We start from the raw sequence: 26944 nt of genomic DNA, 5'->3' as shown, positions 1-26944 counted from the left end.
TGTCCTATGCCGCCCATCGAACCGCCCCTTTTTCTGGAAGACGGCCCTGCGGATGCTCCCTGGCGATTAATATTGGCTCATGGGGCCGGGGCCCCGATGGACAGCCCCGTGATGACAGCGATTGCCCAGGCTGTGGCGCAACAGGGCATTGCGGTCAGTCGATTTGAATTTCCCTATATGCGGACCCGCCGCCTTGAAGGGGGACGTCGACCGCCGGATCGTGCGCCGAAACTGATTGCGGCCTGGCGAGACGCCTTGACTGCTGTTGCCGCGAACCATCCAGCTCAGCGGCTTGCCATCGGTGGGAAATCCATGGGGGGCCGGATGGCCACCCTGTTGGCGGCGGAACCGGATGCGCCATTGCAGATTGGGGCAATCGTCACGTTAGGGTATCCATTTCATCCGCCCGGCAAGCCTGACAGATTGCGGGTTGATCATTTTCCGGCATTGGACGCGGTTCCAATTTTAATGGTCCAGGGAACGAGGGACCCCTTTGGCGGTGCATCGGAAGTTCCCTCCTATCGCCTGCCGGCGCGCGCCATTCTGCATTGGGTGGAAGACGGCGATCATGATTTGAAACCGCGCAAAATGTCAGGTCGAACGCATATGCAAGCACTTACAGAGCTTGCAAATTCCATCTCAGATTTTTTCAGCGGGCTTTAGACTCTCCGCCTCAAAGACCTCTAGTAGTGCAGGCGTGGTCCTGTATTCCTGTGACATATTTGATATTTGTTAATTAATGTATTCAGAATGTAACCTATCAAAACTGGCATTCGGTAATCATTCCTTAAGAAGTGCTGACTAGCTTAAAGGGGCGTTCAAGACTCTTTGCACCGTATATGCGCTACTTTCGGGATTAATCGAGGTGACTGTAAAATGATGATGAATACTCATAGGGCATTGGCCAGAAGGACACTGGTGCAGGGCACTGAGGATCCAGCCGAAATAAAGAAGCGCTCTGTTGTGATATCTGGTCATCGAACCAGCATTTCATTGGAGAATGTATTCTGGGAATCATTGCGCGATATTGCGTCGTCGCATGGACAGTCGGTCAATCAACTGGTGACGGAAATTGATCGACAGCGCACCGGCAACCTGTCCAGCGCCATTCGAACCTATGTTTTACTGGATGCCGTATCCGACTGAGACATTAGGACGCAAGGGGATATGCCTTTGAAGTAGAAGATGTTTCTTCCATACGCCCGATATTTTATGTTGCACTGCACAATTTTCTCTTGACCTTTGCGGCCCGAACCCTCATTTGTCATGCAATTGTTGCGGTGCAGCAAGACGATATTTCAGTGAGAGCACTGGGCTGACCCACTGCTCTGTTCAAGTTTGGCGACCCGCCAAAGTTTGTCGAGCACATTAGGAGGAACACCCATGTCCAAGTCTCCAAAGTCCGGTTTTGATCCAATGAACAACCCCTTCATGGACCCGAAAACCAATCCTTTTCTGGATCCTGAGAAGAACCCTTTCCTGAAGGGCGATTTCGCCAAGATGTTCCAGGGTTTTGAAGCGCCGAATATGAGCGGTATCACCGACAGTCAGCGCAAGAACATGGAAGCCTTGACCGTTGCCAACAAGACGGCAGCGGAAGGTGTACAGGCCGTGATCAAGCGTCAAAGCGAAATCATGAAAAACACCATGGATGAAGCCAATGCGGCCCTGCAGGAACTGCAGAGCAAAGGCGTCAGCACGCCGGACACGGCTGCGTCAATCGATCAGGTCAAGAATACGATTGAAAATAGCATCACAAATATGCGCGAACTGTCAGAAATGATGGCCAAGTCGCAGGCTGAAGCTTTCGACATCGTCAACAAACGGTTTGTTGAAAGCATGGACGAGCTGAAAGCTACGATGTCCAAGATTTCTAAGTAAGTTCTGCGCCTGTTTGCAGGTTGCTGGTTTTGAACGCCTCGATCCGTAAGGGTCGGGGCGTTCTTTCGTCATGGCTTTATTTTTTATAAGGGTGTCCGTATCCTACTCCCGAATACCGCCTTGAAGCCGAAAAGAGGAAAACGGACGTGACGGACACCGAATTGAGTTTTGAAGATTTTCTGAAGGTCGATATCCGGGTCGGCACCATTCTTCGGGCTGAACCCTATCCGGAGGCCCGCCGTCCCGCAATCAAGCTGTGGGTGGATTTTGGACCAGATATTGGGGAGCGAAAGAGCTCTGCACAAATCACCAGGCATTATGATGTGGACAGTTTGCCAGGCCGACAGGTTCTGGGCGTTGTGAATTTTCCACCCAAGCAAATCGGTAAATTTATGTCCGAAGCCCTTATTCTAGGGGCGCCGGACGAGGCGGGGGAAGTCGTCTTGTTGCAACCCGGCAAGCCTGTTCCAAATGGCGGGCGGATGTATTGAGGGGTCGCATGGAACCTCCCTACCTCAGGATAAAATTCCTATAATATCTCAATTATTTATGCGCTTTCGTTAGGAATGCATTTTCTGCATAGCTGAGTTCTTCTCTGCTCATGTCACACCGTTTGATTTACTCTATGCAGCGACCTGTATAACGGGCATACAGGCACCAATCCCGATCACGACGGCTGCATGACGCAGTCGCAAGAGGGTCGTTCCCTGGAACGGGTCGGGGCGGAACATCTACTGGTAGGAGAGACGCCGATGCCGCGTGACGACATCGCTCTTTCCCGACTGGGGACGGCCGCGGACGTGTTCCAAAGCGAATCCCACGAGGACAAGAGCGTACAGACGAATGCAACCGTAATCCCTTTTCCCTCTCAGGAAGGAAGACTGGATCATTTTATCCAACGCGATGGTATGTGCTTCGCGGGAACCCATCTGATTATCGACGTCTGGGACGCCGCTAATCTGGATGATATCGATCATATCGAAGCCACTTTAAAAGAATGCGTGACCGTGGCCGGGGCGACCCTGCTGCATTGCCATCTGCATCGCTTCAATCCTGAAGGCGTGTCTGGTGTTCTGGTTCTGGCGGAAAGCCATATCTCGATCCATACATGGCCGGAAATGGGCTATGCGGCGCTGGATGTCTTTATGTGCGGCGACAGCCGTCCTCATGAAGCCATCGCCGTGCTCAAACGGGGCTTTGCTACGCAGAATGTCACGGTTCAGGATCTGCATCGCGGTCGGGTTTCTTAAGCCTGCGCCATCTTCTACACTGCATCCAAACGCGGGCCTTGGCGGGTCCGCGTTGGTGCATCTATTTACAAGGGAAGCTCAATGACCGATTGGTTTGACGAGACGCTTCATCCGGAATTTCGCCAGGGCCTGTCCATGGATCGCGTCCTGTACCGGGACACGTCGGATCTGCAGGATCTGGTGATCTTCGACAATGCACGCTTTGGTCGGGTGATGTGCCTGGATGGCGTGGTGCAAACAACGGAAGGCGACGAATTCGTCTATCACGAAATGATGGCCCATGTCCCGATTCTGGCCCATGGCGCGGCTAGGACGGTTTTGATCATTGGCGGCGGCGATGGCGGTATGGCGCGTGAGGTCCTGAAGCATTCCAACATGTTGGTCACGATGGTCGAAATTGATGGGGCCGTCGTGGATTTTTGTAAGGACCATCTGCCCAACCATTCTGCAGGGGCTTTTGATAATCCCCGCCTGGATCTGATCATCGCCGATGGCGCACAATTCGTGAAGGAAACGGAGCGGCGGTTTGATGTCATAATTGTCGATTCCACGGATCCGATCGGTCCCGGTGCCGTCCTGTTCACGGCGGAATTCTATGCCGATTGCAAACGATGCCTGACGCCCGGTGGTGTTGTGGTGACCCAGAATGGGGTGCCATTCGTGCAGCCGGAAGAAATCACTAATTCCTTTCAGCGCCTGGGTAAAAGCTTTGCCGATGTGCATTTCTATCGGGCCGCTGTTCCCACCTATCAGGGCGGCGATATGGCCTTTGGCTGGGCCAGCGACAATGCGCAATTGCGCCAGGTTTCCGTGTCGGAACTGACCCGCCGATATCAGGCTTCCCGGATCGAAACACGCTATGTGACGCCCGAACTCCATGCGGCGTCCTTTGCGCTGCCCAAAACCATTCAGGATTTGATGCGCTAGGCTCACCGCAGACTTGCAAAACGCACAGACTACGGATACAAGGCCCCCGTGTCTGACGGTTCACCCGCCCAGACAAGCCGCCTTAGCTCAGTTGGTAGAGCATCGCATTCGTAATGCGGGGGTCGCGTGTTCGAGTCACGCAGGCGGCACCATTTTTTTCAAAAATGATGCCCTTTGTTTAGATGGTAGGTTCGAACTAAGTTCGAACCGGCGCACCATCTTTTCTTACCGAAAAGTAAGCTTTTTCTAAGATTTGGAAAACCCTGGTTTTTTGCGTGGGATTTTTATGGACAGATCTTAGACAATCAAATCGAATAACATAACTGTTTGCCCACAAATGTGAGAACCGAATCGGTTATTCGAACAATAAGACTGGCCCAGTATGGATTTGACGGGACGGACCTCGATGCACTTACTGAGAATTGTTGGATAAAGGCCGGAATTTGTTGTTTGATGCCGTTGAAGGTCAATAAGAGTGTTTTGTTCGTCTATCTCACAAATCAGTCACTAATTTTATCTTAGTTTATGCTTGGTTAATTGGCGGATCACGCAGCCCTGCGAATAATCTCGATTTGTCCAAACGCATACCGCTCCACCACAGCTAATGTGTCTTTGCATGCTTGGAGAATATCTTCATGGGACGGTACTTCATCGTAAAAAGTACCGTGGCTAAAGCTGTTTATTAAAGTGCTCTTTAGCTCAATGCCATCTTCCGCGGCAACAAATGAGATGAAGTCTGTCAGCTCTGGCTTATCGGGCCGACAGAATCGTCCGACAGCCTCAAGGACTGAGCGAATTGCATTAGCGGTAGTGTGATCAGCGTCTCTCCCTTCTGAAACCGAGATGATATCTCTTAACTGGTCTTGGAAGGGGGCAACATATCGCTTGAAGCTCTTTAGCTGGTGTGTGGCTTCGTGTCTCTGCAACGAAAACGCCGCTTCCGATTTTATGATTCTGTTTGAAAAGCAGATGTTAAAGAAATAACTGCTATGCGTTAGAATTAATAGTCTTGGTCTGGAACGCGTATTCCCATCAATTTTTCCGGCATTCACGGAAATTTCTCCAGATTTCGAGATGCTAAGATTCTTCAGCGTTTGCGCTATTGTGTAGATATAGTCGTAAGACATAGATGTTACCGGATCATCAAATACCAAGAATAGCTTCTGGTACTCTGAGACTGATTTCACCTTCTTGTGGACACATGCAATGAAATAGCAAAACGCTATGGCTGTCTTTTCTCCATCACTGAGTGTGCGGTTTGGGCCACGGACCATTTCGTGATCACCTCGACGTAGAACGAAATTGACTTTGTCAAAAAGGTACCTATCGCCGAAGAAGACCTTGAGCAGCATTTCGAAAGTATCGGCAACACGTTCGCGCCCGTCCGTCTTTGGCGCATCCTTTGCCAGTTCGTCCAATGCTGCTTGGCGCTCCCGTACCGTCTTGCGACGGCCTCGCAAAGCCTCAATATCCGCCCAGTTGTCCCGTGCAAAACCTATTGAGAACGCACCGCAAGCATCGCGTTGCAGCTTCTTTCGCTCATCGTCCGAGCGTCGTATCGCTGTTGAGAGGTCGCTGATCAAAGCGTTGTTCTGCTCGATCACGCGGTTGAGGTCTTCCAAGCTCTTCTTGATGTCTGAGGCTGGGGCCGCTGTATTCTCCGAAAGAGCTTTCGCCTTGCACTCAACAGTCTCCTTCCAATCCGATATGGCTGCGCAGGCGTTCTTTATTTCTTGTTCGCCAAGGGCAAGGTCTGTGTCTTTTTTCGAGGGCAAAAGGCGCTTGAGAGTATCATAACGGGTCTTCTGTGCTGCGAACTTCGGTGAAATTTGCTGAACTTCGCTTTCCGTCTCATGCAGCGCTTTCCAGTATCCTCGAAGTTCCGCTTTGTGCTTTTGCTCCTCGGCCTCAAAATACTGGATATAGGTATCGATCACCGCCTTCGGATCACCTGATGAAACGCCTTGCTTACAGAACGGGCATTTCTCGTCTCCTGATTGCTCAAGAAACTTAACTCCCTTTTCAAAGAACTCGCGATGAGCGTCGATTCGGGATTTTACCGCTTCCGAAACACTTGAGGGTGATGTCTCCTTTTCAAGTGACTCGGTCATAGCGGGGAAGTCTATGTCATCCGCCTTTAGAAGACTCATCACTTCTGGATACAACGGCTCGGCTGGCAGGGACTTGATTGCGTCAAGTCCCTGGATGATCTCAGAAAGTGTGGGGTTTGGAGTGTCCGGCTTTGCCACGCTGTCTGGCAGGTAAAGCGCTACATCGAGGGACTTAAATTCGCCTAGCCTGCGATTGATTCCTGTCTTGTCTACCAACTCCGTATCTTTGGAACTGTTGAACGCATCGTTCAGCTTTTTTGCCGCTTCAGCTTCGTCGCTGACGGCCTTTTTTAAGGCTTCTTCAGCATCCTTCGTCTTTATAATCTCACTATCCAGGGCAATAGTGTTATCGATTTCTCCGCTGGGCGCATAGCCCTTCTGACGTAGTTCTTCGTGAACGAAATCCTCGGAGAAGACATGGAAGACTGTGTCGGAAGCACTCGCGGTTACAGTATTAGAGTGCTGATCGAGACTTAACTCACCAAGCGCTATACCCCCATGGGAAATTGTGAACTTTCCTTTTCCATCTGTAGACTCGTCGGACACCAAGTTCTTTGAAGCGTTCTCAATATTCTCAAGTTGTCCGTTTTGATCGAGATAACGCAAAGCGCGGGAGAGAAAAGATTTACCTGTCCCATTGCGTGCAAATATTAGATTCTGTTCACGATCGGAAAGCTCTTGATCCAATGAAAAAACAGGCCCTAGGTAGCGCGCGGATACTCGCAGTTTCGGTTTGTTAGTCCCACTCATCGCGATGCCTCATTGCGTCAAGTATCAACCTAAACCATTCAATTTTCTTAAAACACACAAAAGTAGAATTGTCATGAGGTATTCACTGTTTTTTGCAACGAAACCTTTATGAACCTCTGGCGTGGTTTTTCCTTATCAACTCTGAGGATACATTCATTGGCTCCAATCTCTTGGTAAACTATATCAAGACATGCTGACTGACGGACCGCCTTATTGATCTATGGTGGCCTTATGATCTATGTCACTTCTCTGCCTGTATCTCGTCCAGCTAAGTATCTAATGATCAGTTATCACCCAAACGGTCGGATCGTGCCGATATCGTGTTGGGTGATGTAATCCGCGACGGCCTGTTTCAGGGCGGTGGCGGCCTGGATGGGGATTTTATAGGCATGGCCGCCCTGAACCAGGCGATTGTCTTGCATGACCCAGAAGCTGGGCGTCTTGCCGCGATTAGAAACATGCACCGCCAGCGGCACGGGGGTGCCGTTGGGATTGGTCAACGACAAACGGGTGCCGTCTTCCTTTGGCGTAAGGTCGATACCAAACTGCCAGCGCTCTTGGCGCAGGACATATCGGATCGCTTCTTCTACCAGTTTGACGGGGTCATCGGCATCAACCCGGGCCAATTGTTGGGCCACCAGAATCTCTAAAGCCTGCGATGCGGTGCTGATATCTTCAGAATCTATCGACAGTGCTGCATTTAAGCAACGCGCCCCAATCGTTGCTAAATCCTCAGGCGCGAGCATTCCAGCAAGGCCCCAGTGTTCCAGATCTTCCGCCGTGGTTTCCCGATTGCGTTCGACCGAAAGGCGAAGCGGTGCAACCTGTGGGACAGTGTTACCCTGAGCGCTATCCTGGTTTTCGTTCGACCCTTCTTTCGATTGGACGGTGGATTTACCGTTATGAACTAAGACGATAGCATTTAGATCGGAAATAAAGCGTATATCAGTCAATTTTTATATAATCTTTCTGCATGATCGTTAAAGACGTATGAAAGTTTCATTCCGGCACTTACTTGGGGTGTTGAATTGTTGATAAAGCAATGTTCACTATAATGCTACTATAGTTGTATATCTGTCATTTTAAAATTACCTCGATACCACAAAAATCGCGTTTTACTAGAACTTTTGAAAATCAATCAAGTTGAATAACGTGAGGGATTCGCTAATTGTGTTGCCGATAATTTGGTCGGTAAAGGAATTACTAGATGGCACATCCAGTTGACGTAGCAGTTGGCAATCGGGTTCGGGAGTTAAGGACGCGTGCGGGACTGTCTCAGACTGATTTGGGGGAAAAGTTGGGCGTCAGCTTTCAACAGGTACAGAAATACGAAAAAGGTGTGAATCGCATGGGGGCCAGTCGCTTGATACAGATTTGCGATGCCTTGAAAGTTTCAATTGCGGATGTTTTCGATGGGGTGGAATCAACCGTGGATGCAGCGCAAAAAACACTGGTGGATCCGGAAGCGATGCGCATCGCCCGCGACATTCAACGCATTGAAAATGAAAATATGCGCATGGCGGTTAAACAATTGGTCCGGACCATGTCGCGGGCATAAGATTGGCGTGAAGATTGAACAGACAGACATGGAAGATTGAACAGACAGACATGTCTGTGATGGTATCTTTTATTGAAAACTAGCTCCACCATTTCCGGGTGTTCCATGCGATCCATCGCTGGGCCCTTGGCCTTGTTACGCCGCCCCTCTATTCTTGCGTCGGATACATGCTCAAAGGATAAGAGAGGCTTGGATGGTTGCGCTTTTTATTGATGCGGATGCCTGTCCTGTGAAAGATGAGGCATTGAAAGTCGCCACCAGGCATGGCCTGAAGACCTATATGGTCAGTGATGGCGGCTTGCGCCCCTCTCGTGATCCGATGGTACAGGATGTCATCGTCGCCAGCGGGGCAGATGCCGCCGATGATTGGATCGCCGAAAACATTCAGCCAGCAGATATTTGTGTGACCAATGATATTCCATTGGCAGCACGCTGCCTGGCACAGCAGGCCTTTGCGCTGAAGCCCAATGGGGATGTCTTCACGCAGGATGGCATAGGAATGGCCCTGGCACAGCGAGAGCTTATGCAGGGCCTCAGAGAAACCGGTGCGATTACGGGAGGACCGCGTCCGTTTAACAAAGCGGATCGTTCTCAATTTCTCAATCGATTGGAAACCACAGTACAGGCGGCCAAACGCCGGTCGTGAATCGGAATCAGGTGAAGGTTTCCTGGGTCTTGCCAAGCCGGGCGGATCGCAAGACAGTCGCGGTTCAAACCTTACGCTATGAAATGCCTGGATATCAAAGCATGCGATTGTGGAAAGAGAGCGTGAAACCATGACTGGTGATACCCCGATGATGCCGCTGGACGGTGTTCGGATTCTGGATCTCAGCCGCATTCTGGCGGGGCCGACAGCGACGCAATATCTGGGCGATCTGGGCGCAGATGTGATAAAGGTTGAAAGGCCGGATGCAGGAGATGACACGCGCAAATGGGGCCCCCCTTATGTAACAGGGGCAGATGGGAAACCCACCCGCGAGAGCGCGTATTATCTGAGCTCTAACCGCAACAAGCGGTCCATCACTGTTAATCTGGCCAGCCCGGAAGGGCAGAAACTGATCCGCCGTCTGGTGGCAAAATGCGATGTTCTGGTCGAAAACTATAAGGTGGGCGGGTTAAAGAAATATGGCCTGTCTTACGAGGATCTGAAGGGTGAATTTCCCGGGCTTGTCTTCTGCTCGATCACTGGGTTTGGCCAGACCGGCCCCTATGCGAAACGCGCCGGCTATGACTTTCTGGCGCAAGGCTTGGGTGGGCTGATGTCCATCACCGGCCCCCGGGAGGGGGAACCGATGAAGGTCGGTGTCGGGATTGCCGATGTCATGTGCGGTATGTATGCGACGACCGCTATTTTGGCAGCGTTAAGGCACCGGGATCGCACCGGCCAGGGTCAACAGATCGATTGCGCCCTGCTGGACACACAGGTCGCCTGGCTGGTGAATGAAGGGGTGAATTATCTGCTGTCGGGTCAGGTTCCCATGCGACAAGGCAATGAACATCCCAATATCGTGCCCTATGCGGTTATGGAATCGTCCGATGGTCATTTTATTCTGGCGGTGGGGAATGACAGTCAGTTCCAGAAATGGTGTGACTTTGCTGGTGCACAGGATCTGGCAGAGGATCCACGCTTTACGACGAATTCACTGCGGGTTGCCAACAGGGTCGCCCTGTATGCCGCAATGCCTGCCTATACCAGGCAGAAGTCCACGGATGTATGGATTGAAGGGCTGGCCGCGCGGGGCGTGCCCTGTGGGCCAGTGAAAAACATCGCCCAGGTGTTTGAGGATGAGCAGGTCGTCGCGCGAAACATGAAAATCGACGTGCCGCACCCCCAGGCGCAATCCGGCACAGTCCCGCTGATCGCCAACCCGGTTAAATTCTCGGAAACGCCGATACAGTATCGCATGGCGCCGCCGACGCTGGGTCAGCATACGGATGAAATACTGCGCGATGTTCTGGGCTGTGATGAGGGGGAGATTGCGGCATTGGCTGAACGTGGCGCGACGACGGCTATCGGGGCCGGTGGCGACAGTTAATCAGTCCAACGGTCAATATCCGGATCCAGCCCCAGCAGGGCCAGACCCTGGGCGACGGAGCCGAATTCATCGCCGCTGACGACCTGATCTGTGCCAAATTTGTCAGTAAAGATTTTCCGCACCGCCGGGATCAGCGAACTGCCCCCGGTCATGAAGACACGGTCAATTTGGGCGGGGGTCATGTCGGCCTGTTGCAGTAACGATTCCACGGTTTGTGAAATCTGGGCCAGGTCCGGGGCGATCCAGTCTTCAAAAGCGGAGCGATCCAGCGTTTCGGTCACCTCAACATTCCCCAGATCAATCGACAGGTCGGCGGTGTCCTGGCTGGACAATGTCGCCTTCGCTTTGGACACGGCCTGGAAACAGGCAAGCCCGCGGTTCATTTCAATCACATCGATCAAGTTCTGGATCTGATCCGGGGCTGTAGAGCTGCGTTTTATATCATCCAATTCCCGTAACGAGACGGGCGTTCGTAAACTGGTCAATAAATGCCATTTGGAAAAGGACGTGTAATATTTGCGCGGCACAGGCAGCGTTTTGCCATTCACAAGGCACTGTGACTCGCTGCCCAGATGCTTCAACAGGACATTCTGGATAATGCGATAGTCAAAACTGTCCCCTGCAATCCCGATCCCGGCATGGGCAATCGGATCGGCCTGAATGGCGTCCGTCGTATGTTCAAATCGTGTGATCAGGAAATCCGACGTCCCGCCACCGAAATCTGCAATCAAAACCGTGACAGATTGCTGAAGCTCCCGGAAGTAAGAAAAAGCGCCTCCAACGGGCTCCAGGGCGATACGGACCTTGCTAAGCCCCAGTCGATCAAATGCTTCCCGATATCGCGTCAGGGCCAGGGCTTCATCTGGAAACGGCCCGTAAAAGGTCACTGGGCGCCCCAGGACGATTTCCTTTTCTCCCTCAGCTGCTGCAATTGCTTTCAATAGAGTCGTGTTCTGGAAGAAGCTGACCATCAGGTCGGAAAAACTGAACCGCTTGGTGAAAATATTGGTGTGTTTGAACGCCGCGCTGGCGACATGGCTTTTGAACGATTGGATATAACGCACGTCGTCGGGATATTCCGCTGCCAGCTCAATTGCCTTATGACCCGTCTCATAGTCAATCTGTGCGCGTCCATCCACTTCAACCGGCTCAAAGGCCAGAACGGATGGGTGGACATCTGTTGCCGTCTCGCCAGATTTCTCCAGCGGCACGGTGGAAACGGTCCCGTCACGGTGCGCCCGGATGACAACAGTGTTGGTCGTGCCGAAATCGACACCAAAGGAAATATCCGCTGTCATGATGCGTTACCGGAATATTAAAGATCAGAAATTGTGTTCCGCGACTTTCCGCAGCAGGAAGTCCCGAAACACGGTGATGCGTTTGGAATGGCGCAATTCTTCCGGATAGACGAAATAGGCCTGTGTCACCGGCCCTTCGATTTCAGGCAGGACCGGCTCCAGCTTCAACTGTTCAGGCTGCATGAATTCCGGTAAGGCGGCCAGCCCCAAACCAGATTGAACCGCGCGATAGATGCCATACACGTTGTTCACCCGCAGGATCGGTCGGCGCGGCGTTTCCGGCCTGGCACCGATATCCAGCAACCAGTTGATGGATTTCGATGGCTGAGGCGCTTCCTCCCCAAACACGATCAGGTCATGATGATCCAGATCCACCGGCGTCTTTGGTCGTTCCCGCCGTTCAAAATATTCAGGACTGCCATAGATCAGGTGCCGCACGCTCATCAGCGGTCGCTGGATCAGATCGGGCTGGCGGGGCGGGGACATGCGGATCGCCACATCGGCCTGACGCATCCCCAGATCCAGCTCTTCGTCCGACAGCAACAGGGTCACTTCGACTTCTGGGAACAGGTCGATGAATTCACGGATATGGGGCGTCAACCAGGTTGAGCCGAAAGCCATGGTCGTGGTGATTTTTAAAGGGCCGGATGGGCGGTCCTTGGTTTCCCCCAGCCGGGCTTCGGCCATGCTGAGCTTGTGAAAGACATCCTTCACCGTGCGATACAGCATTTCTCCCTGCTCGGTCAGCAGCAAGCCACGGGCATGGCGGTGGAACAGGGGCACGCGCACGCTTTCTTCCAGCGCCGAAATCTGACGCGAGATCGCGGATTGGCTGAGATTCAGCTTTTCGCCAGCATGGGTAAAGCTTCCCGCCTCAGCCACCGCATGAAATATGCGCAGTCTGTCCCAATCCATTGGCATTGGTTGTCCCCCGGACCTCTAGATTTGTACTCAATATTCCTTTACCCCACCTCTATGTAGGAGACTTGGGCCAAAAAATCGATGGAAAATGATGCCTGATGGTAAATGGTCTGGCTTTGGATGCGGCGATGACGCCCCGACTGCCCCGAAAGGGGGAAGTCGGGACTTCGCACTATGATCTGGTATATCGCCCTGACTCTTCTATCAGATCAAGGCCCGGCCTTATGGGAGGCCCGCTGTCTATTCTGCAGGTTGGGCGGTGGCCTGATCTTCGAACAACGGGTGTTTCAGGGCCTTCAATATCTCCCGTGGGACGACATGTTTGATGTTATGGCGTGTGATGTCCCAGTCGTGCAACAGGGCGTCTGCCCATTTTGAATGGGTGTTGACGACATGGTCCTGGATCATGGTGCGGCAAACATCCGCCCAATAGTCTGTCTCCAGCGAATAGACATCGACCGATTCAGGGTTCAGATACAGGGACAGGCGGTCATCCGGGTCATAGATGAAGGCCATCCCACCGGTCATGCCGGCTGCGAAATTGTCGCCGACTTCGCCCAGAATACAGACATAGCCTCCGGTCATGTATTCACAGCCATTCGACCCGACGCCTTCCACAACGGTATAAGCACCGGAATTTCGTACCGCGAACCGATCCCCCGCCATGCCGGCCGCAAACAGGCGACCATCGGTTGCCCCATACAAACAGGTATTGCCGATAATCGCGTTCTTGTTGCTTTCCAGCGGGCTGGTGGTGATTGGGCGGATAACAATTTCACCGCCGCTTAATCCCTTGCCGACATAGTCATTGGCATCACCCAGAACTTCCAGCTTCAATCCCTGCACGGCAAATGCCCCCAGGGATTGCCCGGCCGATCCGCGCATGCGTACGGTCAGATGACCCGGGCGCAGGGCTTTCATGCCGAACTGACGGGTGATCTTGGAGGAGATCTTGGTACCGATTGCCCGATAGGTGTTTCGGATATTGTATTGAAGCTGCATTTTCTCCCGGTCGCGGAACAGGTTTTCCGCATCCTGGATCATCAGCGCATCCAATGTTTCTGGCACTGAATTGCGGCCTTCCGCCTCTGTCGGGAAGACACCGCGCACCATGCCCGGTTGGGTCAGGAGGGGGTTCAGGTCCAGATCATCCAGATGATCCGCGCCCCGGCTGACCTGGGCCAGCAATTCCGTGCGCCCGATAATGTCGCTGAGCGATCGCGCGCCCAGGCGGGACAGAATCTCGCGAACCTCTTCTGCAACGAAACTGAACAGGTTCATGACCTTTTCCGGCGATCCACTGAATTTATCAATCAGGCGTTCATCCTGGGTACAGACCCCAACCGGGCAGGTATTGGAATGGCATTGCCGCACCATGATACAGCCCATGGCGACAAGGCTGGCGGTCCCGATACCATACTCTTCTGCGCCTAGAATGGCGGCGATGACCACATCGCGACCGGTGCGAATGCCGCCATCGGTGCGCAGCCGCACGCGGTGGCGCAATCCGTTCAGCGTCAGCACTTGATGTGCCTCTGCCAGACCCATTTCCCACGGCAGGCCCGCATATTTGATGGAGGTCTGGGGCGAGGCACCGGTTCCGCCGGAATGACCGGAAATCAGGATCGTATCGGCATGGGCCTTGGCGACCCCTGCGGCAACCGTGCCGATCCCGGCCTTTGCGACCAATTTCACGCAGACCCGTGCTTCAGGATTGATCTGCTTTAAGTCATAGATCAGCTGCGCCAAATCCTCGATGGAATAGATATCATGATGTGGCGGCGGGCTGATCAGGGTTACGCCCTCGGTCGAATGGCGCAGCCGTGCGATGATGCCTGAGACCTTGAATCCCGGCAACTGGCCCCCTTCGCCAGGCTTTGCGCCCTGGGCCATCTTGATTTCGATCTCGCGGCAATTGTTCAAATATTCCGCCGTGACGCCAAACCGGCCAGAGGCCACCTGTTTGATCGCGGAAGAGGCATTGTCGCCATTTTCCTTGGGCTTATAGCGCGCAGGATCTTCGCCCCCCTCTCCGCTGTCGGATTTTGCGCCAATCCGGTTCATGGCAATCGACAGGGTTTCATGGGCGATGGGCGACAGGGCCCCCAGGGAAATGCCAGGGGCGACCAGACGCTTGCGGATTTCCGTGATGGATTCCACCTCGTCAATCGGCGCGGCAGGACCATCATATTTGAAATCCATCAAATCGCGCAGGTTGATGGGGGGCAGCTTAGCGACCTGTTCGGTATAGCGTCGATAGACGGCATAGGAATCCGATGCTACGGCTGTTTGCAGCGTATGGATCAGGTTCCCTTCCCAGGCATGAGCCTCGCCCCCCCGGCGATAGCGATAGAATCCCCCGACGGGCAGGGCAATCACCGTCTCGTCAAAGGCGGTTTCATGGCGCTGTCTGACATTGGCGTGCAGACCCGTCAAACCAACGCCGGAAATGCGGCTGGGCAGGCCGGGGAAGAATTCTGCAACCAGGGACCGGCTAAGACCAATGGCTTCAAAGTTATAGCCGCCCCGATACGAACTGACGATGGAGATTCCCATTTTCGACATGATCTTCAAAAGACCGTCTTCGATGGATTTCTTGAAGTTCTGCAACGCCGTGTCCAGCGTCAGATCCCCCAACAGCTTGCGCCGATACCGGTCTGCAATCGCCTCCTGCGCCAGATAGGGCACGATGGCGGTTGTGCCGACCCCGATCATGACGGCGAAGGAATGGGTGTCTATCGCTTCGGAGGTGCGGGCGATCAGGCTGGAAAATGTCCGCAAGCTGGCCCGAACCAGATGGGTGTGGACGGCACCAACCGCCAGGATCATCGGGATCGCAGCGCGTGTTTCGGAAATCCCGGAATCGTCCAGAATCAAATGTTGCGCCCCTCCGCGCACCGCATCTTCGGCCTGTGCCTGAACCTGATGCACGGCATCGGCCAGGGCATTTGAATTGCTGTCAATCGGGAAGGTGCAATCAATTTCGACGGCGGCTTCGCCCAGATAGGTTCTCAGCGCGCGATAGTCACCATCCAACAGGATGGGCGAGGGTAACTGGACGATCTGCAATTGCCGGGCATCTTCTTCCAGAATATTGCCCAGATTGCCCAGCCGCGTTGCCAAGGACATCACATTGCGTTCCCGCAGGCTGTCGATGGGCGGATTGGTCACCTGGCTGAAATTCTGTCGGAAATAATGGTGCATGCCGCGATAGCTGTCTGATAGCACCGCAATAGGCGTGTCATCCCCCATCGAGCCGGTGGCTTCCTTGCCGGTTTCTGCCATGGGCTGCAGGATCAGTTCCAGATCCTCCATCGACCAGCCACAGGTAATCATGCGGCGGCGTAACTCTTCCTTGGACATGTCGCCGCATTTTCCTGCGCCCTGTCCACCCAATTCCGATAATTTGGTAATGCTCTTAACCCATTCCCCAAATGGGCTCAGCCCCGCAACATGGTCTTTCAATTCCATGTCATGGCACAAGCGTCCTTCGTTCAGGTCAACCGCGATCATCTGACCCGGACCCAGGCGACCTTTCTCCAGGACAGTGGTTTCCTGAACTTTGACCATGCCGGTTTCTGACCCAACGACCAACAGGCCATCGCCGGTCACAACATAGCGCAGCGGGCGCAGACCATTGCGATCCATCCCGGCCAAAGCCCAGCGTCCGCCATAGGCACAAATCGCCGCCGGGCCGTCCCAGGGCTCCATTACACCATTTGCGTATTCGTAAAAATCACGGTGAGCCTGTTTCAGGGTTTTGGATTTTTCCCAGGCTTCCGGGATCAACAGGGATTTGACTTCCGGAAGTTCGCGATGGGTGCGCACCAACACTTCAAATACCCCGTCCAGGGACGCGGAATCCGAACTGCCGGGCTGAACGATGGGTTTGATGTCATCGACATAGGGCCCCAATTGCGGGTCATCCAGCTTGGTTTCGTGGCTTTTCATCCAGTTAATGTTGCCGTTGATCGTATTGATCTCGCCGTTATGGGCCAGAACACGGAACGGCTGGGCCAAGGACCAACTGGGGAAGGTATTGGTCGAATAGCGCTGGTGGTAGATCGCAAAATTCGACGTGAATCGCTCGTCATTCAAATCCGGATAAAAGGAGGTCAACTGCTCAGCCAGGAACAGCCCCTTATAGATCACCGAACGACAGCTTAGGGAGCAGATGTAAGCCTCTGTCAGGTTTTCCAGCAGGAACAGCTTTTCAATCCGGCGGCGGATGACATACAGGTCCGCTTCAAACTGTGACACTTTCACATCGCGCGCATTTTCCACCATGATCTGTTCGATCTCGGGGCGGGTGGCATTCGCCTTTTCCCCGATAATGGAAATATCCACTGGCACCTGGCGCCAGCCATAGATGCGATGCCCCATGCGCAGGATTTCACTCTCCACGATTTGACGTACGCGCTCCTGGCGGTTCAAATCTGTGCGCGGCAGAAACACCATGCCAACGGCCAGTCGCCCCTTGCCCAGATTGTGTCCGGTGCGCTGAACATGTTCTTTGAAGAAATCCTGCGGGATCTGCACATGAATGCCCGCCCCATCGCCGGTCTTGCCATCGGCATCCACCGCCCCGCGATGCCACAGCACCTTCAGGGCTTCAATTGCGCGCAGCACAACATCGCGCCGGGGCTTGCCATCAATCGCAGCCACCATGCCAACGCCGCAATTGGCGGTCTCCGTCTCCGGCAGATACATGCCGTTCTGCGCCAGATGATCGGCGTTCGCGCGATACTGCGAAACCCAGTCATTCATATCCGTCGTGTTGGTCATGACGATTCTTCCTTATTCTGCAGCGACCGGCGCGACGGCGCGGGCTTGGATATAGTCGTGGATGGAGGCTGCGGCATCGCGGCCATCGCGAATGGCCCAGACGACCAGGCTGGCACCGCGCACGATGTCGCCGGCGGCAAAAACACCCTCCAGCGCGGTCATCTTTGTCTTGTGATCGATCTTCACGGTGCCCCAACGGGTAACGGGCAGGTCGGATTCCCCCCACAGGGTCGGCAGGTCTTCCGGATCAAAGCCCAGCGCCAGGATTGCGATATCGGCGTCATGGGTCATGACCGCCCCTTCAATCGCTTGTGGTGCGCGGCGACCGGTTGCATCGGGCTGACCCAGGCGCATCTGCTGTGCCCGAACGCCGGTCACGGCATCGTCGCCGGTAAAGGCTTCTGGCTGGGACAGCCAGACGAATTCAACCCCTTCTTCTTCCGCATTCGCTACTTCCCGCTGAGAGCCCGGCATATTGGCGCGGTCGCGGCGATACAGGCATTTCACGGATTTCGCGCCCTGGCGAATGGCGGTACGGACACAGTCCATGGCGGTATCGCCCCCCCCAATAACAACGATATTCTTGCCCGCCGCGTTCAGTGTGCCATCCTCGAATTCAGCGACAGTATCGCCCAGGCCATTGCGGTTTGACGCGGTCAGGAAATCCATTGCCGGAATAATGTTCTTCTGGCCCACGCCCGGTGCCTTAAGATCGCGCGCCTTGTAAACGCCGGTCGCGACCAGGACGGCATCATGCTTTGCCCGTAAATCGGCGAAGCTGATGTCGCGGCCAATCTCAACATTCAGGGTAAAGCGGACGCCGGACTCTTCCAGCCATTTCGTGCGGCGCTGTACAATGTCCTTTTCCAGCTTGAAATTCGGAATGCCATAAATCATCAGGCCACCAACCCGATCATAACGGTCATAGATCGTGACCTGATATCCGCGCCGCCGCAATTGTTCCGCCGCCGCCAGCCCGCCAGGACCGGACCCGATGATCCCAACACTTTCCGTGCGTTCCTGTCGGGGGGAAATAGGCGTCACCCAGCCTTTTTCCCAGGCAGTATCAGTGATGTATTTCTCAATGGACCCGATGGTCACCGTGCCATGGCCGGATTGTTCAATCACACAATTGCCCTCGCACAGGCGGTCTTGCGGGCAAATGCGGCCACAGACTTCCGGGAAGGTATTTGTCGCGCTGGAAACTTCATAGGCTTCCTGCAGGCGGCCTTCCGCGGTCAGCATCAACCAGTCGGGAATGTTGTTATGCAATGGGCAGTGGATCTGACAAAAGGGCACGCCGCATTGGCTGCAGCGCCCGGATTGGTCGGCCGCCGCATCATCGCTATATCCTTGATAAATCTCATCAAAATCTACACGGCGCTGGTCAATCGCGCGTTTGTCGGGATTGGCCTGAGCGCGATCCACAAATTGAAGCATCCGGCCGGTGGTCATGGGTATGTCCTCACACTCTCGCAACACCTTTCGCTGACGTACTAACCGATACGGGGTCAACTCAGATGCTAATGGTTAAAATTTCGAAATTCGGGCCCGGCATTTTGGCCTTGTTCCCTGTCGTCGCGACGGGGTCGCGGATTAAAGTCTGACAGGCCTGACCCTCATATGCCTCTAATCTATATCGCTTGTTGCGTGGAAAGACCAGAAGTTTTTCAAAAATTAGTCAATAAAATTGACCTATTTTAAATTTTGATCGTCTGAAAACATCCAAATCAGGGTGATGAGTAACGAGGCATTAAAAATTTAGTACCATTTCGGTATTAATTTTGCGATAGGTTAAGGATGCAAGCGAATGCGACCAATGATATAAGCATTTTAATCAATCCTGTGGGGGTTTCCCGTGCTTCTTCACCATATTTTGGTTCTCGCCGCTGTTCAGGGAATTACCGAATTCCTGCCAATCAGTTCCTCAGGACATCTTATTCTGACGGGCCATGTGCTGGGATGGCCGGATCAGGGGTTGGAAATAGATGTCGCGGTGCATATTGGCAGTCTGGCGGCTGTGTGTCTGTATTTCTGGCGTGATGTCTGGCAGATGTTTGTCGGTGTCGGGCGGGTGGCAACAGGTCGCGGGGGGGCGCCTGCGAAATTGGTACTGAATGTCATTGTCGCGACGATACCCATCATTATCGCAGGATTTCTGCTGAAGGACTACGTGGAAACAGTGTTCCGCTCCGTAGAGCTCATCGGGTGGACGACACTGGGTTTTGGCATTTTATTGTTCATTGCAGATCGGGTCGGCATGACGATTCGCCGGGTGGAGCATTTATCCTGGGTCACGTCCCTGGTGATCGGCCTGTCGCAGATTCTGGCTTTGTTGCCGGGAACCAGCCGGTCGGGTATCACCATGACCACGGCCCGTTTTCTGGGTGTGGAGCGGGAAGACGCCGCCCGCTTTTCAATGTTGATTTCCATCCCAACTATCCTTGGGGCCGGGCTGCTTGCAGGTCTGGATGTCTATGAATCGGGCAGTTTTGCGCTCACCGGCGATATTGTGATTGCCGTCGTATTCTCCTTCATCACCGCACTGCTATCGATTTACGCAATGATGGCGTGGCTGCGCCGGTCAGGCTTTGCGCCCTTCGTGATCTACCGCATCATCATGGGCGTTGGTTTGTTGTATTGGGTCTACAGCGGCGCGGCGTAATCCGGTTCAGACCGGTTGTGCGGGATTATAGCGCCCGCCCTTGCGATAAATGTCCAGATAAGATGGCAGGATCACCTCTGCCGCTGTTGGGGCGATGCCCAAATCCTTGAGACCCGGCAGGTTGCCCGTTGCGATATTGTCGCTGCGCAGCAGTTCCACCTGATCGCGGGTCAGCGGCGGCACGGGCAGCAATTCCAGGAAAAACGCCTTGATCCTGGCCAGTTCAAACGGTACCGGGACCAGGCCGACATGGCGTCCCGTTTCAGACATGACCAGTTCCATCAATTCCTTGAAGCTATAGACCGTCGGCCCGCACAGTTCATAGGTCCGCCCCGCCGCACTGCTGTCGGTCAGGGCCTTGACGATGGCGTCGGCGACATCCCCAACATAAACCGGCTGGAATTTCTGTTCACCCCCACCGATTAAGGGCAGCAAGGGTGTGATGCGCATGATCGATGCAAATCGGTTAAAGAAGGAATCTTCCGGGCCGAAAATGACGCTGGGGCGCACGACGATGGCCTCCGGAATCTCTGCCCTGACAGCCGCTTCTCCCGCCGCCTTGCTGCGCGCATACTGCGCAGGCGAATCCGGTGCCACGCCCAGGGCAGACATCTGAATGAAATTGGAAATCCCTGCCGCCTTGGCGACCCTTGCAATGCGGGCGGCGCCTTGATGATGGACGGCATCAAAGGTCTGGGTGCCGCTTTCGTACAAGATACCCACCAGATTGATAACGCTATCCGCGCCATCCAGCGCCCTGGCCACCGATGACTCCTGACGGATATTGCAGGCGATGGGGATGATTTGCCCGACATCCCCCATGGGTTTCAAGTCACTGGCGGTGTCTGGAAAGCGCACAGCAACGCGAACGCGACAGCCAATCCGCGCCAGTTCGCGCACCACCTGTCGCCCGACAAAGCCGGAACCGCCGAAAACCGTCACAACCTTGGCCACCATGCGAAGATACTCCCCTTACGAAATCACCAAACCAGAGTCAGCAGTGTTATAGCGAATGCCTGCGCCAGTTCCAAGCGCTCCGAAAGCGCTGTGTCGGGACCCCGTGTCGCACACAAATTCAGGCCAAGTCATATTTTTGCAATCCGCCGCTTGGCGAAGGACAACCCCTGATCCCTGGAAACCCATGTTTTCCGCGGATTGTAGAGATAAATTTACCCCCGAAAATCATCCGCTTGACAAGCCTCACGCAAATGGACATGTTCCGGCCCCGCACCATCGGAAATGCCCAGGTGGCGGAATTGGTAGACGCGCAGGTTTCAGGTACCTGTGTCCGAAAGGACGTGGAAGTTCGAGTCTTCTCCTGGGCACCATTTCTTAAAAATAGAGATATTGGCCGGATCATTTTGTGATCTGGGCGGTCTCTATTTTTGCCCTATCGGTATGAACCTTGGGTCATTTGGTCCCAACATGCCAAAACGCTGTACGTAACACTGCGATTCTTGTTAGAATCCGGCGTTTTGCGCAGATTGATCCTGATTGGGCGTGGTTTTTCGATGGCCAGTCGGGACTTGATCTTTTGGGGGTGCCGCTTTAGAGGCCCAAGACATTGGCCCGGGGCAATGATTTAAGGAGTGTATCGGGTGAGCATTCATTTGCATCAAGGGGATTTGCCCGCGGATCTTGATTTTGGGTCCTCTGTGGCGATTGATACGGAAACTCAGGGGTTAAATCCGTTGCGGGACCGGCTCTGTGTCGCCCAGCTTTCGGGCGGCGATGGGGTCAGCCATCTGGTGCAATTCGCACCCGGCGCGTATGATGCCCCTAATTTGAAGCGCTTGCTGGCCGACCGGTCGGTCCTGAAGATTCTTCATTTCGCCCGATTCGATGTGGCAATCTGTCAGCAATGGCTGGGTGTCACGATGGGGCCGATCTATTGCACCAAGATTGCGTCGAAACTGGTGCGGACTTATACGGACCGTCATTCCCTCTCCACCCTTGCGAAAGAGCTGTTGGGTATCGATATGTCCAAGCAGCAGCAAAGTTCGGACTGGGCTGCGCCGGATCTCAGTGATGCACAATTGGCCTATGCCGCATCGGATGTGCTGTATCTGCACCAGATCAAAGAGGTGCTGGATGGCATGATCGTTCGTGAAGGGCGCAGTGAACTGGCGCAGGCCTGCTTTGATTTTCTGCCCGTGCGGGCCAAATTAGACCTGATGGGTTGGGCCGAAACAGATATTTTCGCGCATTCCTGACCGCGCGAGCCCAAATTATGGCTGGCTTGAGGCAATGAGGCCTACTAAGGGTCAGCATAGGAAGAGTGACGTGTAATCATGACAGCCGGTGTAACCCCGATGCAAAACGCTATACAGGCCCTAAGGTCGGATGCCCAGGCGAGCCCGGATCAGGCGGCCTCTGATCTGGCGACGGGTCGCGCGGTCTTGCGTGCCGAAGCCGCCGCCTTGAGCGATATGGCCGAGGAGTTGAACGGCGCCTTTATTTCGGCGCTGGATATATTGATGGGGGTGACCGCTGTTGGCGACCGCGCCGGGCGCATCATTGTCAGCGGCATGGGAAAAAGTGGCCATATCGGGCGCAAGATTGCCGCTACCTTCGCGTCGACCGGAACGCCAGCGCAGTTCGTGCATCCGGGCGAGGCCAGCCATGGCGATTTGGGCATGATCACAGAGCGGGATGCGGTTATCGCCATCAGCAATTCCGGCGAAACCCACGAGTTGAGCGATCTGATCGGCCATGTGAAACGATTCCAGATCCCCATGATCGGCATCACCGGTCGCGCTGGTTCCACACTTGCGGAGGCAGCAAATGTCGCCCTGATTCTGCCCCAGCATCCCGAAGCAGGAGAGATCGGGCTGGCCCCGACCACATCGACCACGATGACCCTGGCGATGGGCGATGCCCTGGCGGTATCCTTGATGGCGCGCAAGGGCTTTACCGCCAATGATTTTCGCGTATTGCACCCCGGTGGCAAATTGGGCCGGCAATTGCTGAAGGTCGCAGACCTTATGCATCGCGGCGAGAATATTCCCCTGGTCCAACAACAGGCCCGCATGGATGAGGTCGTCCTGACCATCACGTCAAAACATTTTGGCTGCACCGGTGTTGTGGACGATGCAGGGGGGTTGATCGGCATCGTGACCGATGGCGATTTGCGCCGCCACATGTCGAACAATCTGGCAGAGCAGTTGGTGACGAAGGTGATGACGGCGGGGCCAATCATGATCACATCAACGATGATCGCCGCTGAGGCGCTGAATATCATGAATGATCGCAAAATCACCGCGATGTTCGTGGTGGACGAGGCGCAAAAGCCGGTTGGGATCGTGCATATTCACGACTTTTTGCGCGCCGGTGTCGCCTGACCCCGACCCTGCAGGACTGATCGAATTGGAAAAGGATGCGAGCGCTATGGCGAGCGCTGACAGCAATGCCGGGACAACCCCACCGCCCAGTACGCCGCCGGTTCGCGGGGCCAGTATTCCTGTTTCGATTGGTCGCCGCACGCTGAACCAGTCTTATGGCCGTATGGTTGGCTGGCTGAAAGTGTTGCTGCCAACGGTGGCGGTGGCCTTGATTGCCCTGGTTGTCGCCTGGCCCTATCTGAAGCAGGAAGGCCATCGCATCACCGATTCCCTGACTGGTGCCGGTCAGTTGATTACCGAGCATATGGAAGTTAGTCAGGCCCGCTATGCCGGGATCAGTGAGGATGGACAGCGCTATACGGTGACGGCGAAATCGGTACAACAGGCCAATGTGGACGCCATCATGGTTGATTTCACAGAGCCGCGCGCCGACATCAATCTGAGCGATGGCAGTTGGGCCCTGGTGACGGCAGAAACCGGGACGCTGAACCGTGAGACGCAGGTGCTGGAATTATTCAGCAAGGTCAATTTGTTTCATGATCTGGGATACGAGTTTCATTCTGAGAGTGCCACCTTTGATCTGCTGCAGGGCAATGCGTTTGGTTTTGATCCTGTTCAGGGACAAGGCCCTTTCGGATATCTGGAAGCGGAAGGCTTTCAGTTGATGAACCGTGGCGAACAGGTTCAACTGACCGGCAAGGCCCGCGTGATAATCTATGATACCGATTAATATACGATGAACCCGACGAAGACAGGCGACCTGATGGCAATCCGCACAACCCCAATTTTTTACGCCCTGTTGCTGGCGGCAGGCATTCTGCTTTTTTCACCGGGCTTTGGTTGGGCGCAAGAGGGGCTGATTTCGGGCAGTCAGGACGGCGCGATTGAGATCGAGGCGGATAACGGCATCGAATGGCTGCGCGATCTTCAACAATATCGGGCCTATGGCAATGCGACGGCAAAGCGGGGCACGGTTACCGTCATTGCCGACACGCTGGTTGCCTATTATCGGGAAGAGGACGGTCGCCAGGTTATTTTCCGTCTGGATGCGGAAGGGAATGTGATTATCAAGTCGGATGGATCAGAAGCATTCGGCGATAAGGCGGTTTATCACCTGGATAAAAAGGTTGCGGTTCTGGTCGGCAAGGATCTGCAGGTCGTCACCGATCGCGGCACGATCACCGCGGAGGAAAGCATGGAATATTGGGAGGAAAAGCGGATTATCGTGGCCCGCGGCAATGCTTTGGCTATCCAGAACGAGCGGCGCTTGAAGGCCGGTGTGTTGACCGCCTTTATCGAACCGGGGGAGGAGGGGCAGTCCTCCCGCGTGACCCGAATTGACGCCACCAGTGGCGTTCATATCTCTACCCCGACCGATATCGTGACCGGGAAGGAAGGCGTGTATAATGTGCCAGAGGAAAAGGCGACAATTTGTGGAAAAGTCAAAATAACCCGTGGATCGAACCAATTGAATGGCGAATGCGCGGTGGTAAACATGCTGACCGGGCGCAGCACATTGCAGGGTAAATCTGCAGGAGATAAGGTTAAAGGATTGATTTTGCAGACTCAATAGGGCGTATCCGCACCCATTAAACGGTCTGTGCCAATCGCTTCATGGCAGTAATTATGCAATTCCAGTGCCAAATTCGTTGTCATGACTTGGCGAATCGCAAGAATGCGTTTAGACTCCTTCAATAGCGCTCAGAATGCGCGAAATAGGGCGGAACAGAAAGGCGCGGGATTTCCGTATGGCCGATCGCGAAGATGATGAAAACACAGCCGGCGAGGGTGAAGGCTCAACGCAGCGCGAGGGTGATCGTAAAGACCGGTTTCCCAGATTTGCGCCGCATGTGAGTTCCAGTCAGGTGCGGGACCCTGGCGAGCATCGCCCGGAACCGCAATTGCGTCAGCCGCGTTTGGGTCCAGCAGACGGATCGGATCTGTCGGCCACGCGTCCTGGCGTTGGCGCAAATTTTGGTCGCCAGCCACCGCCGCTTCGCCGCCCGACATCTGTGCCGCCTCTGCGCCCGACTGAGCCGCCTCCTTTGCCGTCACGGGAAGATGTGCCGCACCGCGTGCTGAGCTCCGCGCCCGCAAAGACCCCGGATGCAAAAGCCCCCCCGGCACAGACGCCGGCTCGGGAACAGGCTCCCTCGGATTCTGCAAGACCCCAGGAGGTAAGACCCCAGGAGGTAAGACCCCAGGAGGTAAGACCCCAGGCGATCTCACTCAAATCACCGGAGCCCCCGGTTATTCGGGTTCAGGCAACCCCTGTTTTGCGCCGCCCGGTTTCCTCAGATACCTCTGTGCCGCCGCAAAGGACATCGCCTGCGGAAGGGAAAGAGACATCCGTTCCGCCCGTTCAGCAAAAGCAGGTCGACGCATCGGCTTCCTCAAAGCCGGACGCATCTATCAGGCCGGATTCGAAGACAGAAGGCCGCAAGCCGATCGATTTCAGCGACCTGCCGGAGCCGCCCCGCCCCCGTCTTAGGGAGGATCCGGCAGCAGGACGCACGGAAACGCCTAAACCAGCAGAGCGTCGCCTGGATACGGACCGGCGCGATACTGTTCCCCCGGTTCAGGCTCGGGTGGATGGGGACGCCCCTAAATCTGCCGTAGTGTCGCTGGAGCGTGAGGCCGCCCGGCCCCGGCCCACGAAACCGGTACTGATCACGAAGAATGAAGGGCTGGTCGTCACATCCTTGGGCAAACAGTTCAAGAAACGCCCGGTTTTGCGGGATGTCTCCCTGCGGGTGCAGCGGGGGGAGGCGGTCGGTCTGTTGGGACCCAATGGCGCGGGGAAGACAACGTGCTTTTACATCGTCACTGGGCTGATCGCCGCTGATTATGGGCAGATCATGCTGGATGGCGCGGATATCACTGAATTGCCGATGTATCGCCGGTCACGATTGGGAATCGGGTATCTGCCACAGGAATCTTCGATTTTTCGCGGATTGACGGTGGAACAGAATATCATGGCGGTATTGGAACTGATCGAAAAGAATCGCGAAAAACGCGATGCGACATTGGATGCGCTGATGGCGGAATTTTCGATCAGCCACTTGCGGCGGACACCGGCGATTGCCTTGTCCGGGGGGGAGCGCCGCCGGTTGGAAATCGCCCGCGCGCTGGCCAGTCAGCCGAATTTCGTTCTGTTGGATGAACCGCTGGCCGGGATTGATCCGATTGCCGTGCGCGACATCCGACAATTGGTCAGTCATTTGAAGGATCGGGGGATCGGGGTTCTGATCACCGATCACAATGTCCGTGAAACGCTGGATATCGTGGACCGCGCATACATTCTGCACGATGGCAGTGTCTTGATGGAGGGGACCCCCGATGAAATCGTCGCAAATCAGGAGGTGCGGCGGGTTTACCTCGGGGACCGCTTCTCCTTGTAGCGGGGCTGTGGGGGCGGGGA

At 54.7% G+C, this 26944-nt stretch carries 22 protein-coding genes and 2 tRNA genes; 17 read left to right on the top strand and 7 right to left on the bottom strand.

The genetic code is table 11. From position 1 onward, the window contains the following. The first annotated feature begins 6 nt into the window (after positions 1 to 6). From ACOSDR_RS08720 to ACOSDR_RS08690, 7 genes are all read left to right on the top strand, one after another. A complete protein-coding gene (locus tag ACOSDR_RS08720; RefSeq protein WP_420730976.1) occupies positions 7 to 663 on the top strand; it encodes an alpha/beta family hydrolase in 657 nt (218 codons plus the stop codon). Between the two features lie 213 nt (positions 664 to 876). Further along, complete coding sequence (locus tag ACOSDR_RS08715) at positions 877 to 1146, top strand: ribbon-helix-helix domain-containing protein (protein WP_420723603.1); 270 nt, start codon at positions 877 to 879, stop codon at positions 1144 to 1146. A gap of 237 nt (positions 1147 to 1383) precedes the next feature. Next, a complete protein-coding gene (locus tag ACOSDR_RS08710) occupies positions 1384 to 1881 on the top strand; it encodes a phasin family protein (RefSeq protein WP_420723604.1) in 498 nt (165 codons plus the stop codon). Between the two features lie 146 nt (positions 1882 to 2027). Then, positions 2028 to 2372 carry a tRNA-binding protein gene (locus tag ACOSDR_RS08705; RefSeq protein WP_420723605.1) on the top strand — a complete coding sequence of 115 codons (345 nt, stop codon included), beginning with the start codon at positions 2028 to 2030 and terminating at the stop codon, positions 2370 to 2372. Between the two features lie 189 nt (positions 2373 to 2561). Continuing rightward, positions 2562 to 3131: an adenosylmethionine decarboxylase gene (gene speD / locus ACOSDR_RS08700; RefSeq protein ID WP_420730975.1), complete on the top strand. Its 570-nt coding sequence runs from the start codon at positions 2562 to 2564 to the stop codon at positions 3129 to 3131. Between the two features lie 81 nt (positions 3132 to 3212). Next, complete coding sequence (speE, locus tag ACOSDR_RS08695) at positions 3213 to 4058, top strand: polyamine aminopropyltransferase (RefSeq protein WP_420723607.1); 846 nt, start codon at positions 3213 to 3215, stop codon at positions 4056 to 4058. Between the two features lie 76 nt (positions 4059 to 4134). Beyond that, positions 4135 to 4210, top strand: a tRNA-Thr gene (locus tag ACOSDR_RS08690). A 393-nt stretch (positions 4211 to 4603) separates the two neighbouring features. Here the strand turns inward: ACOSDR_RS08690 and ACOSDR_RS08685 are convergent. Both ACOSDR_RS08685 and ACOSDR_RS08680 read right to left on the bottom strand, forming a co-directional pair. Further along, positions 4604 to 6919 (bottom strand): AAA family ATPase, encoded by a 2316-nt coding sequence (locus tag ACOSDR_RS08685; protein ID WP_420730974.1) that lies wholly within the window; start codon positions 6917 to 6919, stop codon positions 4604 to 4606. A 290-nt stretch (positions 6920 to 7209) separates the two neighbouring features. Beyond that, positions 7210 to 7872 carry a hypothetical protein gene (locus tag ACOSDR_RS08680; protein WP_420723609.1) on the bottom strand — a complete coding sequence of 221 codons (663 nt, stop codon included), beginning with the start codon at positions 7870 to 7872 and terminating at the stop codon, positions 7210 to 7212. Positions 7873 to 8126: 254 nt separating this feature from the next. Here ACOSDR_RS08680 and ACOSDR_RS08675 point away from each other — a divergent pair, with 254 nt between their 5' ends. From ACOSDR_RS08675 to ACOSDR_RS08665, 3 genes are all read left to right on the top strand, one after another. Continuing rightward, on the top strand, positions 8127 to 8477 hold the full coding sequence (locus ACOSDR_RS08675) for a helix-turn-helix domain-containing protein (protein WP_420723610.1): 351 nt from the start codon (positions 8127 to 8129) through the stop codon (positions 8475 to 8477). Positions 8478 to 8670: 193 nt separating this feature from the next. Further along, entirely contained in the window at positions 8671 to 9123 is a 453-nt protein-coding gene (locus tag ACOSDR_RS08670) for a YaiI/YqxD family protein (protein WP_420730972.1), read from the top strand. Positions 9124 to 9253: 130 nt separating this feature from the next. After that, on the top strand, positions 9254 to 10513 hold the full coding sequence (locus ACOSDR_RS08665) for a CaiB/BaiF CoA transferase family protein (RefSeq protein ID WP_420730971.1): 1260 nt from the start codon (positions 9254 to 9256) through the stop codon (positions 10511 to 10513). On the opposite strand, the gene ACOSDR_RS08660 is transcribed toward ACOSDR_RS08665, so the two are convergent. From ACOSDR_RS08660 to ACOSDR_RS08645, 4 genes are all read right to left on the bottom strand, one after another. Then, positions 10510 to 11811, bottom strand: a complete 1302-nt coding sequence (locus ACOSDR_RS08660; RefSeq protein ID WP_420730970.1) for an Hsp70 family protein — start codon at positions 11809 to 11811, stop codon at positions 10510 to 10512. The genes ACOSDR_RS08665 and ACOSDR_RS08660 overlap by 4 nt on opposite strands. A 24-nt stretch (positions 11812 to 11835) precedes the next feature. After that, positions 11836 to 12726: a LysR family transcriptional regulator gene (locus ACOSDR_RS08655; RefSeq protein WP_420723614.1), complete on the bottom strand. Its 891-nt coding sequence runs from the start codon at positions 12724 to 12726 to the stop codon at positions 11836 to 11838. A 246-nt stretch (positions 12727 to 12972) separates the two neighbouring features. After that, a complete protein-coding gene (gene gltB / locus ACOSDR_RS08650) occupies positions 12973 to 17517 on the bottom strand; it encodes a glutamate synthase large subunit (protein ID WP_420723615.1) in 4545 nt (1514 codons plus the stop codon). Between the two features lie 12 nt (positions 17518 to 17529). Continuing rightward, positions 17530 to 18972, bottom strand: a complete 1443-nt coding sequence (locus ACOSDR_RS08645; RefSeq protein WP_420723616.1) for an NAD(P)-dependent oxidoreductase — start codon at positions 18970 to 18972, stop codon at positions 17530 to 17532. A 403-nt stretch (positions 18973 to 19375) separates the two neighbouring features. Between ACOSDR_RS08645 and ACOSDR_RS08640 the strand changes: the two genes are divergently transcribed. Further along, the gene (locus ACOSDR_RS08640; RefSeq protein WP_420723617.1) at positions 19376 to 20182 is read left to right on the top strand and encodes an undecaprenyl-diphosphate phosphatase; all 807 of its coding nucleotides are present in this window, start codon (positions 19376 to 19378) and stop codon (positions 20180 to 20182) included. 6 nt (positions 20183 to 20188) lie between these two features. Here ACOSDR_RS08640 and ACOSDR_RS08635 read toward each other — a convergent pair whose 3' ends face one another. Beyond that, complete coding sequence (locus ACOSDR_RS08635) at positions 20189 to 21139, bottom strand: complex I NDUFA9 subunit family protein (protein ID WP_420723618.1); 951 nt, start codon at positions 21137 to 21139, stop codon at positions 20189 to 20191. 284 nt (positions 21140 to 21423) lie between these two features. Here ACOSDR_RS08635 and ACOSDR_RS08630 point away from each other — a divergent pair. The 6 genes from ACOSDR_RS08630 to lptB all read left to right on the top strand — a co-directional run bounded on the left by ACOSDR_RS08630 (position 21424) and on the right by lptB (position 26924). Continuing rightward, a tRNA-Leu gene (locus ACOSDR_RS08630) sits at positions 21424 to 21510 on the top strand. 270 nt (positions 21511 to 21780) lie between these two features. Then, positions 21781 to 22395: a ribonuclease D gene (locus ACOSDR_RS08625; RefSeq protein ID WP_420723619.1), complete on the top strand. Its 615-nt coding sequence runs from the start codon at positions 21781 to 21783 to the stop codon at positions 22393 to 22395. Between the two features lie 78 nt (positions 22396 to 22473). After that, positions 22474 to 23523 (top strand): KpsF/GutQ family sugar-phosphate isomerase, encoded by a 1050-nt coding sequence (locus ACOSDR_RS08620; protein ID WP_420730969.1) that lies wholly within the window; start codon positions 22474 to 22476, stop codon positions 23521 to 23523. A 46-nt stretch (positions 23524 to 23569) separates the two neighbouring features. After that, positions 23570 to 24253, top strand: a complete 684-nt coding sequence (lptC, locus tag ACOSDR_RS08615) for an LPS export ABC transporter periplasmic protein LptC (protein WP_420730968.1) — start codon at positions 23570 to 23572, stop codon at positions 24251 to 24253. A gap of 6 nt (positions 24254 to 24259) precedes the next feature. Continuing rightward, entirely contained in the window at positions 24260 to 25096 is an 837-nt protein-coding gene (locus ACOSDR_RS08610; RefSeq protein ID WP_420730967.1) for an LptA/OstA family protein, read from the top strand. Between the two features lie 1045 nt (positions 25097 to 26141). Beyond that, positions 26142 to 26924 (top strand): LPS export ABC transporter ATP-binding protein, encoded by a 783-nt coding sequence (gene lptB / locus ACOSDR_RS08605; RefSeq protein WP_420723643.1) that lies wholly within the window; start codon positions 26142 to 26144, stop codon positions 26922 to 26924. The last annotated feature ends 20 nt before the right edge of the window (positions 26925 to 26944 follow it).

Origin of the sequence: Hwanghaeella sp. 1Z406 (assembly GCF_048892425.1) — a bacterium.
GTDB lineage: Bacteria > Pseudomonadota > Alphaproteobacteria > UBA8366 > Aestuariispiraceae > Pacificispira.
This window is presented reverse-complemented; position numbering and strand designations above follow the sequence as displayed.

Coding starts and splice junctions, on each gene's coding strand:
- ACOSDR_RS08720 (WP_420730976.1), top strand. CDS start 7: ATGCCGCCCATCGAACCGCCCCTTTTTCTGGAAGACGGCCCTGCGGAT.
- ACOSDR_RS08715 (WP_420723603.1), top strand. CDS start 877: ATGATGATGAATACTCATAGGGCATTGGCCAGAAGGACACTGGTGCAG.
- ACOSDR_RS08710 (WP_420723604.1), top strand. CDS start 1,384: ATGTCCAAGTCTCCAAAGTCCGGTTTTGATCCAATGAACAACCCCTTC.
- speD (WP_420730975.1), top strand. CDS start 2,562: ATGACGCAGTCGCAAGAGGGTCGTTCCCTGGAACGGGTCGGGGCGGAA.
- speE (WP_420723607.1), top strand. CDS start 3,213: ATGACCGATTGGTTTGACGAGACGCTTCATCCGGAATTTCGCCAGGGC.
- ACOSDR_RS08685 (WP_420730974.1), bottom strand. CDS start 6,919: ATGAGTGGGACTAACAAACCGAAACTGCGAGTATCCGCGCGCTACCTA.
- ACOSDR_RS08675 (WP_420723610.1), top strand. CDS start 8,127: ATGGCACATCCAGTTGACGTAGCAGTTGGCAATCGGGTTCGGGAGTTA.
- ACOSDR_RS08670 (WP_420730972.1), top strand. CDS start 8,671: ATGGTTGCGCTTTTTATTGATGCGGATGCCTGTCCTGTGAAAGATGAG.
- ACOSDR_RS08665 (WP_420730971.1), top strand. CDS start 9,254: ATGACTGGTGATACCCCGATGATGCCGCTGGACGGTGTTCGGATTCTG.
- ACOSDR_RS08660 (WP_420730970.1), bottom strand. CDS start 11,811: ATGACAGCGGATATTTCCTTTGGTGTCGATTTCGGCACGACCAACACT.
- ACOSDR_RS08655 (WP_420723614.1), bottom strand. CDS start 12,726: ATGGATTGGGACAGACTGCGCATATTTCATGCGGTGGCTGAGGCGGGA.
- gltB (WP_420723615.1), bottom strand. CDS start 17,517: ATGACCAACACGACGGATATGAATGACTGGGTTTCGCAGTATCGCGCG.
- ACOSDR_RS08645 (WP_420723616.1), bottom strand. CDS start 18,972: ATGACCACCGGCCGGATGCTTCAATTTGTGGATCGCGCTCAGGCCAAT.
- ACOSDR_RS08635 (WP_420723618.1), bottom strand. CDS start 21,139: ATGGTGGCCAAGGTTGTGACGGTTTTCGGCGGTTCCGGCTTTGTCGGG.
- ACOSDR_RS08620 (WP_420730969.1), top strand. CDS start 22,474: ATGACAGCCGGTGTAACCCCGATGCAAAACGCTATACAGGCCCTAAGG.
- lptC (WP_420730968.1), top strand. CDS start 23,570: ATGGCGAGCGCTGACAGCAATGCCGGGACAACCCCACCGCCCAGTACG.
- ACOSDR_RS08610 (WP_420730967.1), top strand. CDS start 24,260: ATGAACCCGACGAAGACAGGCGACCTGATGGCAATCCGCACAACCCCA.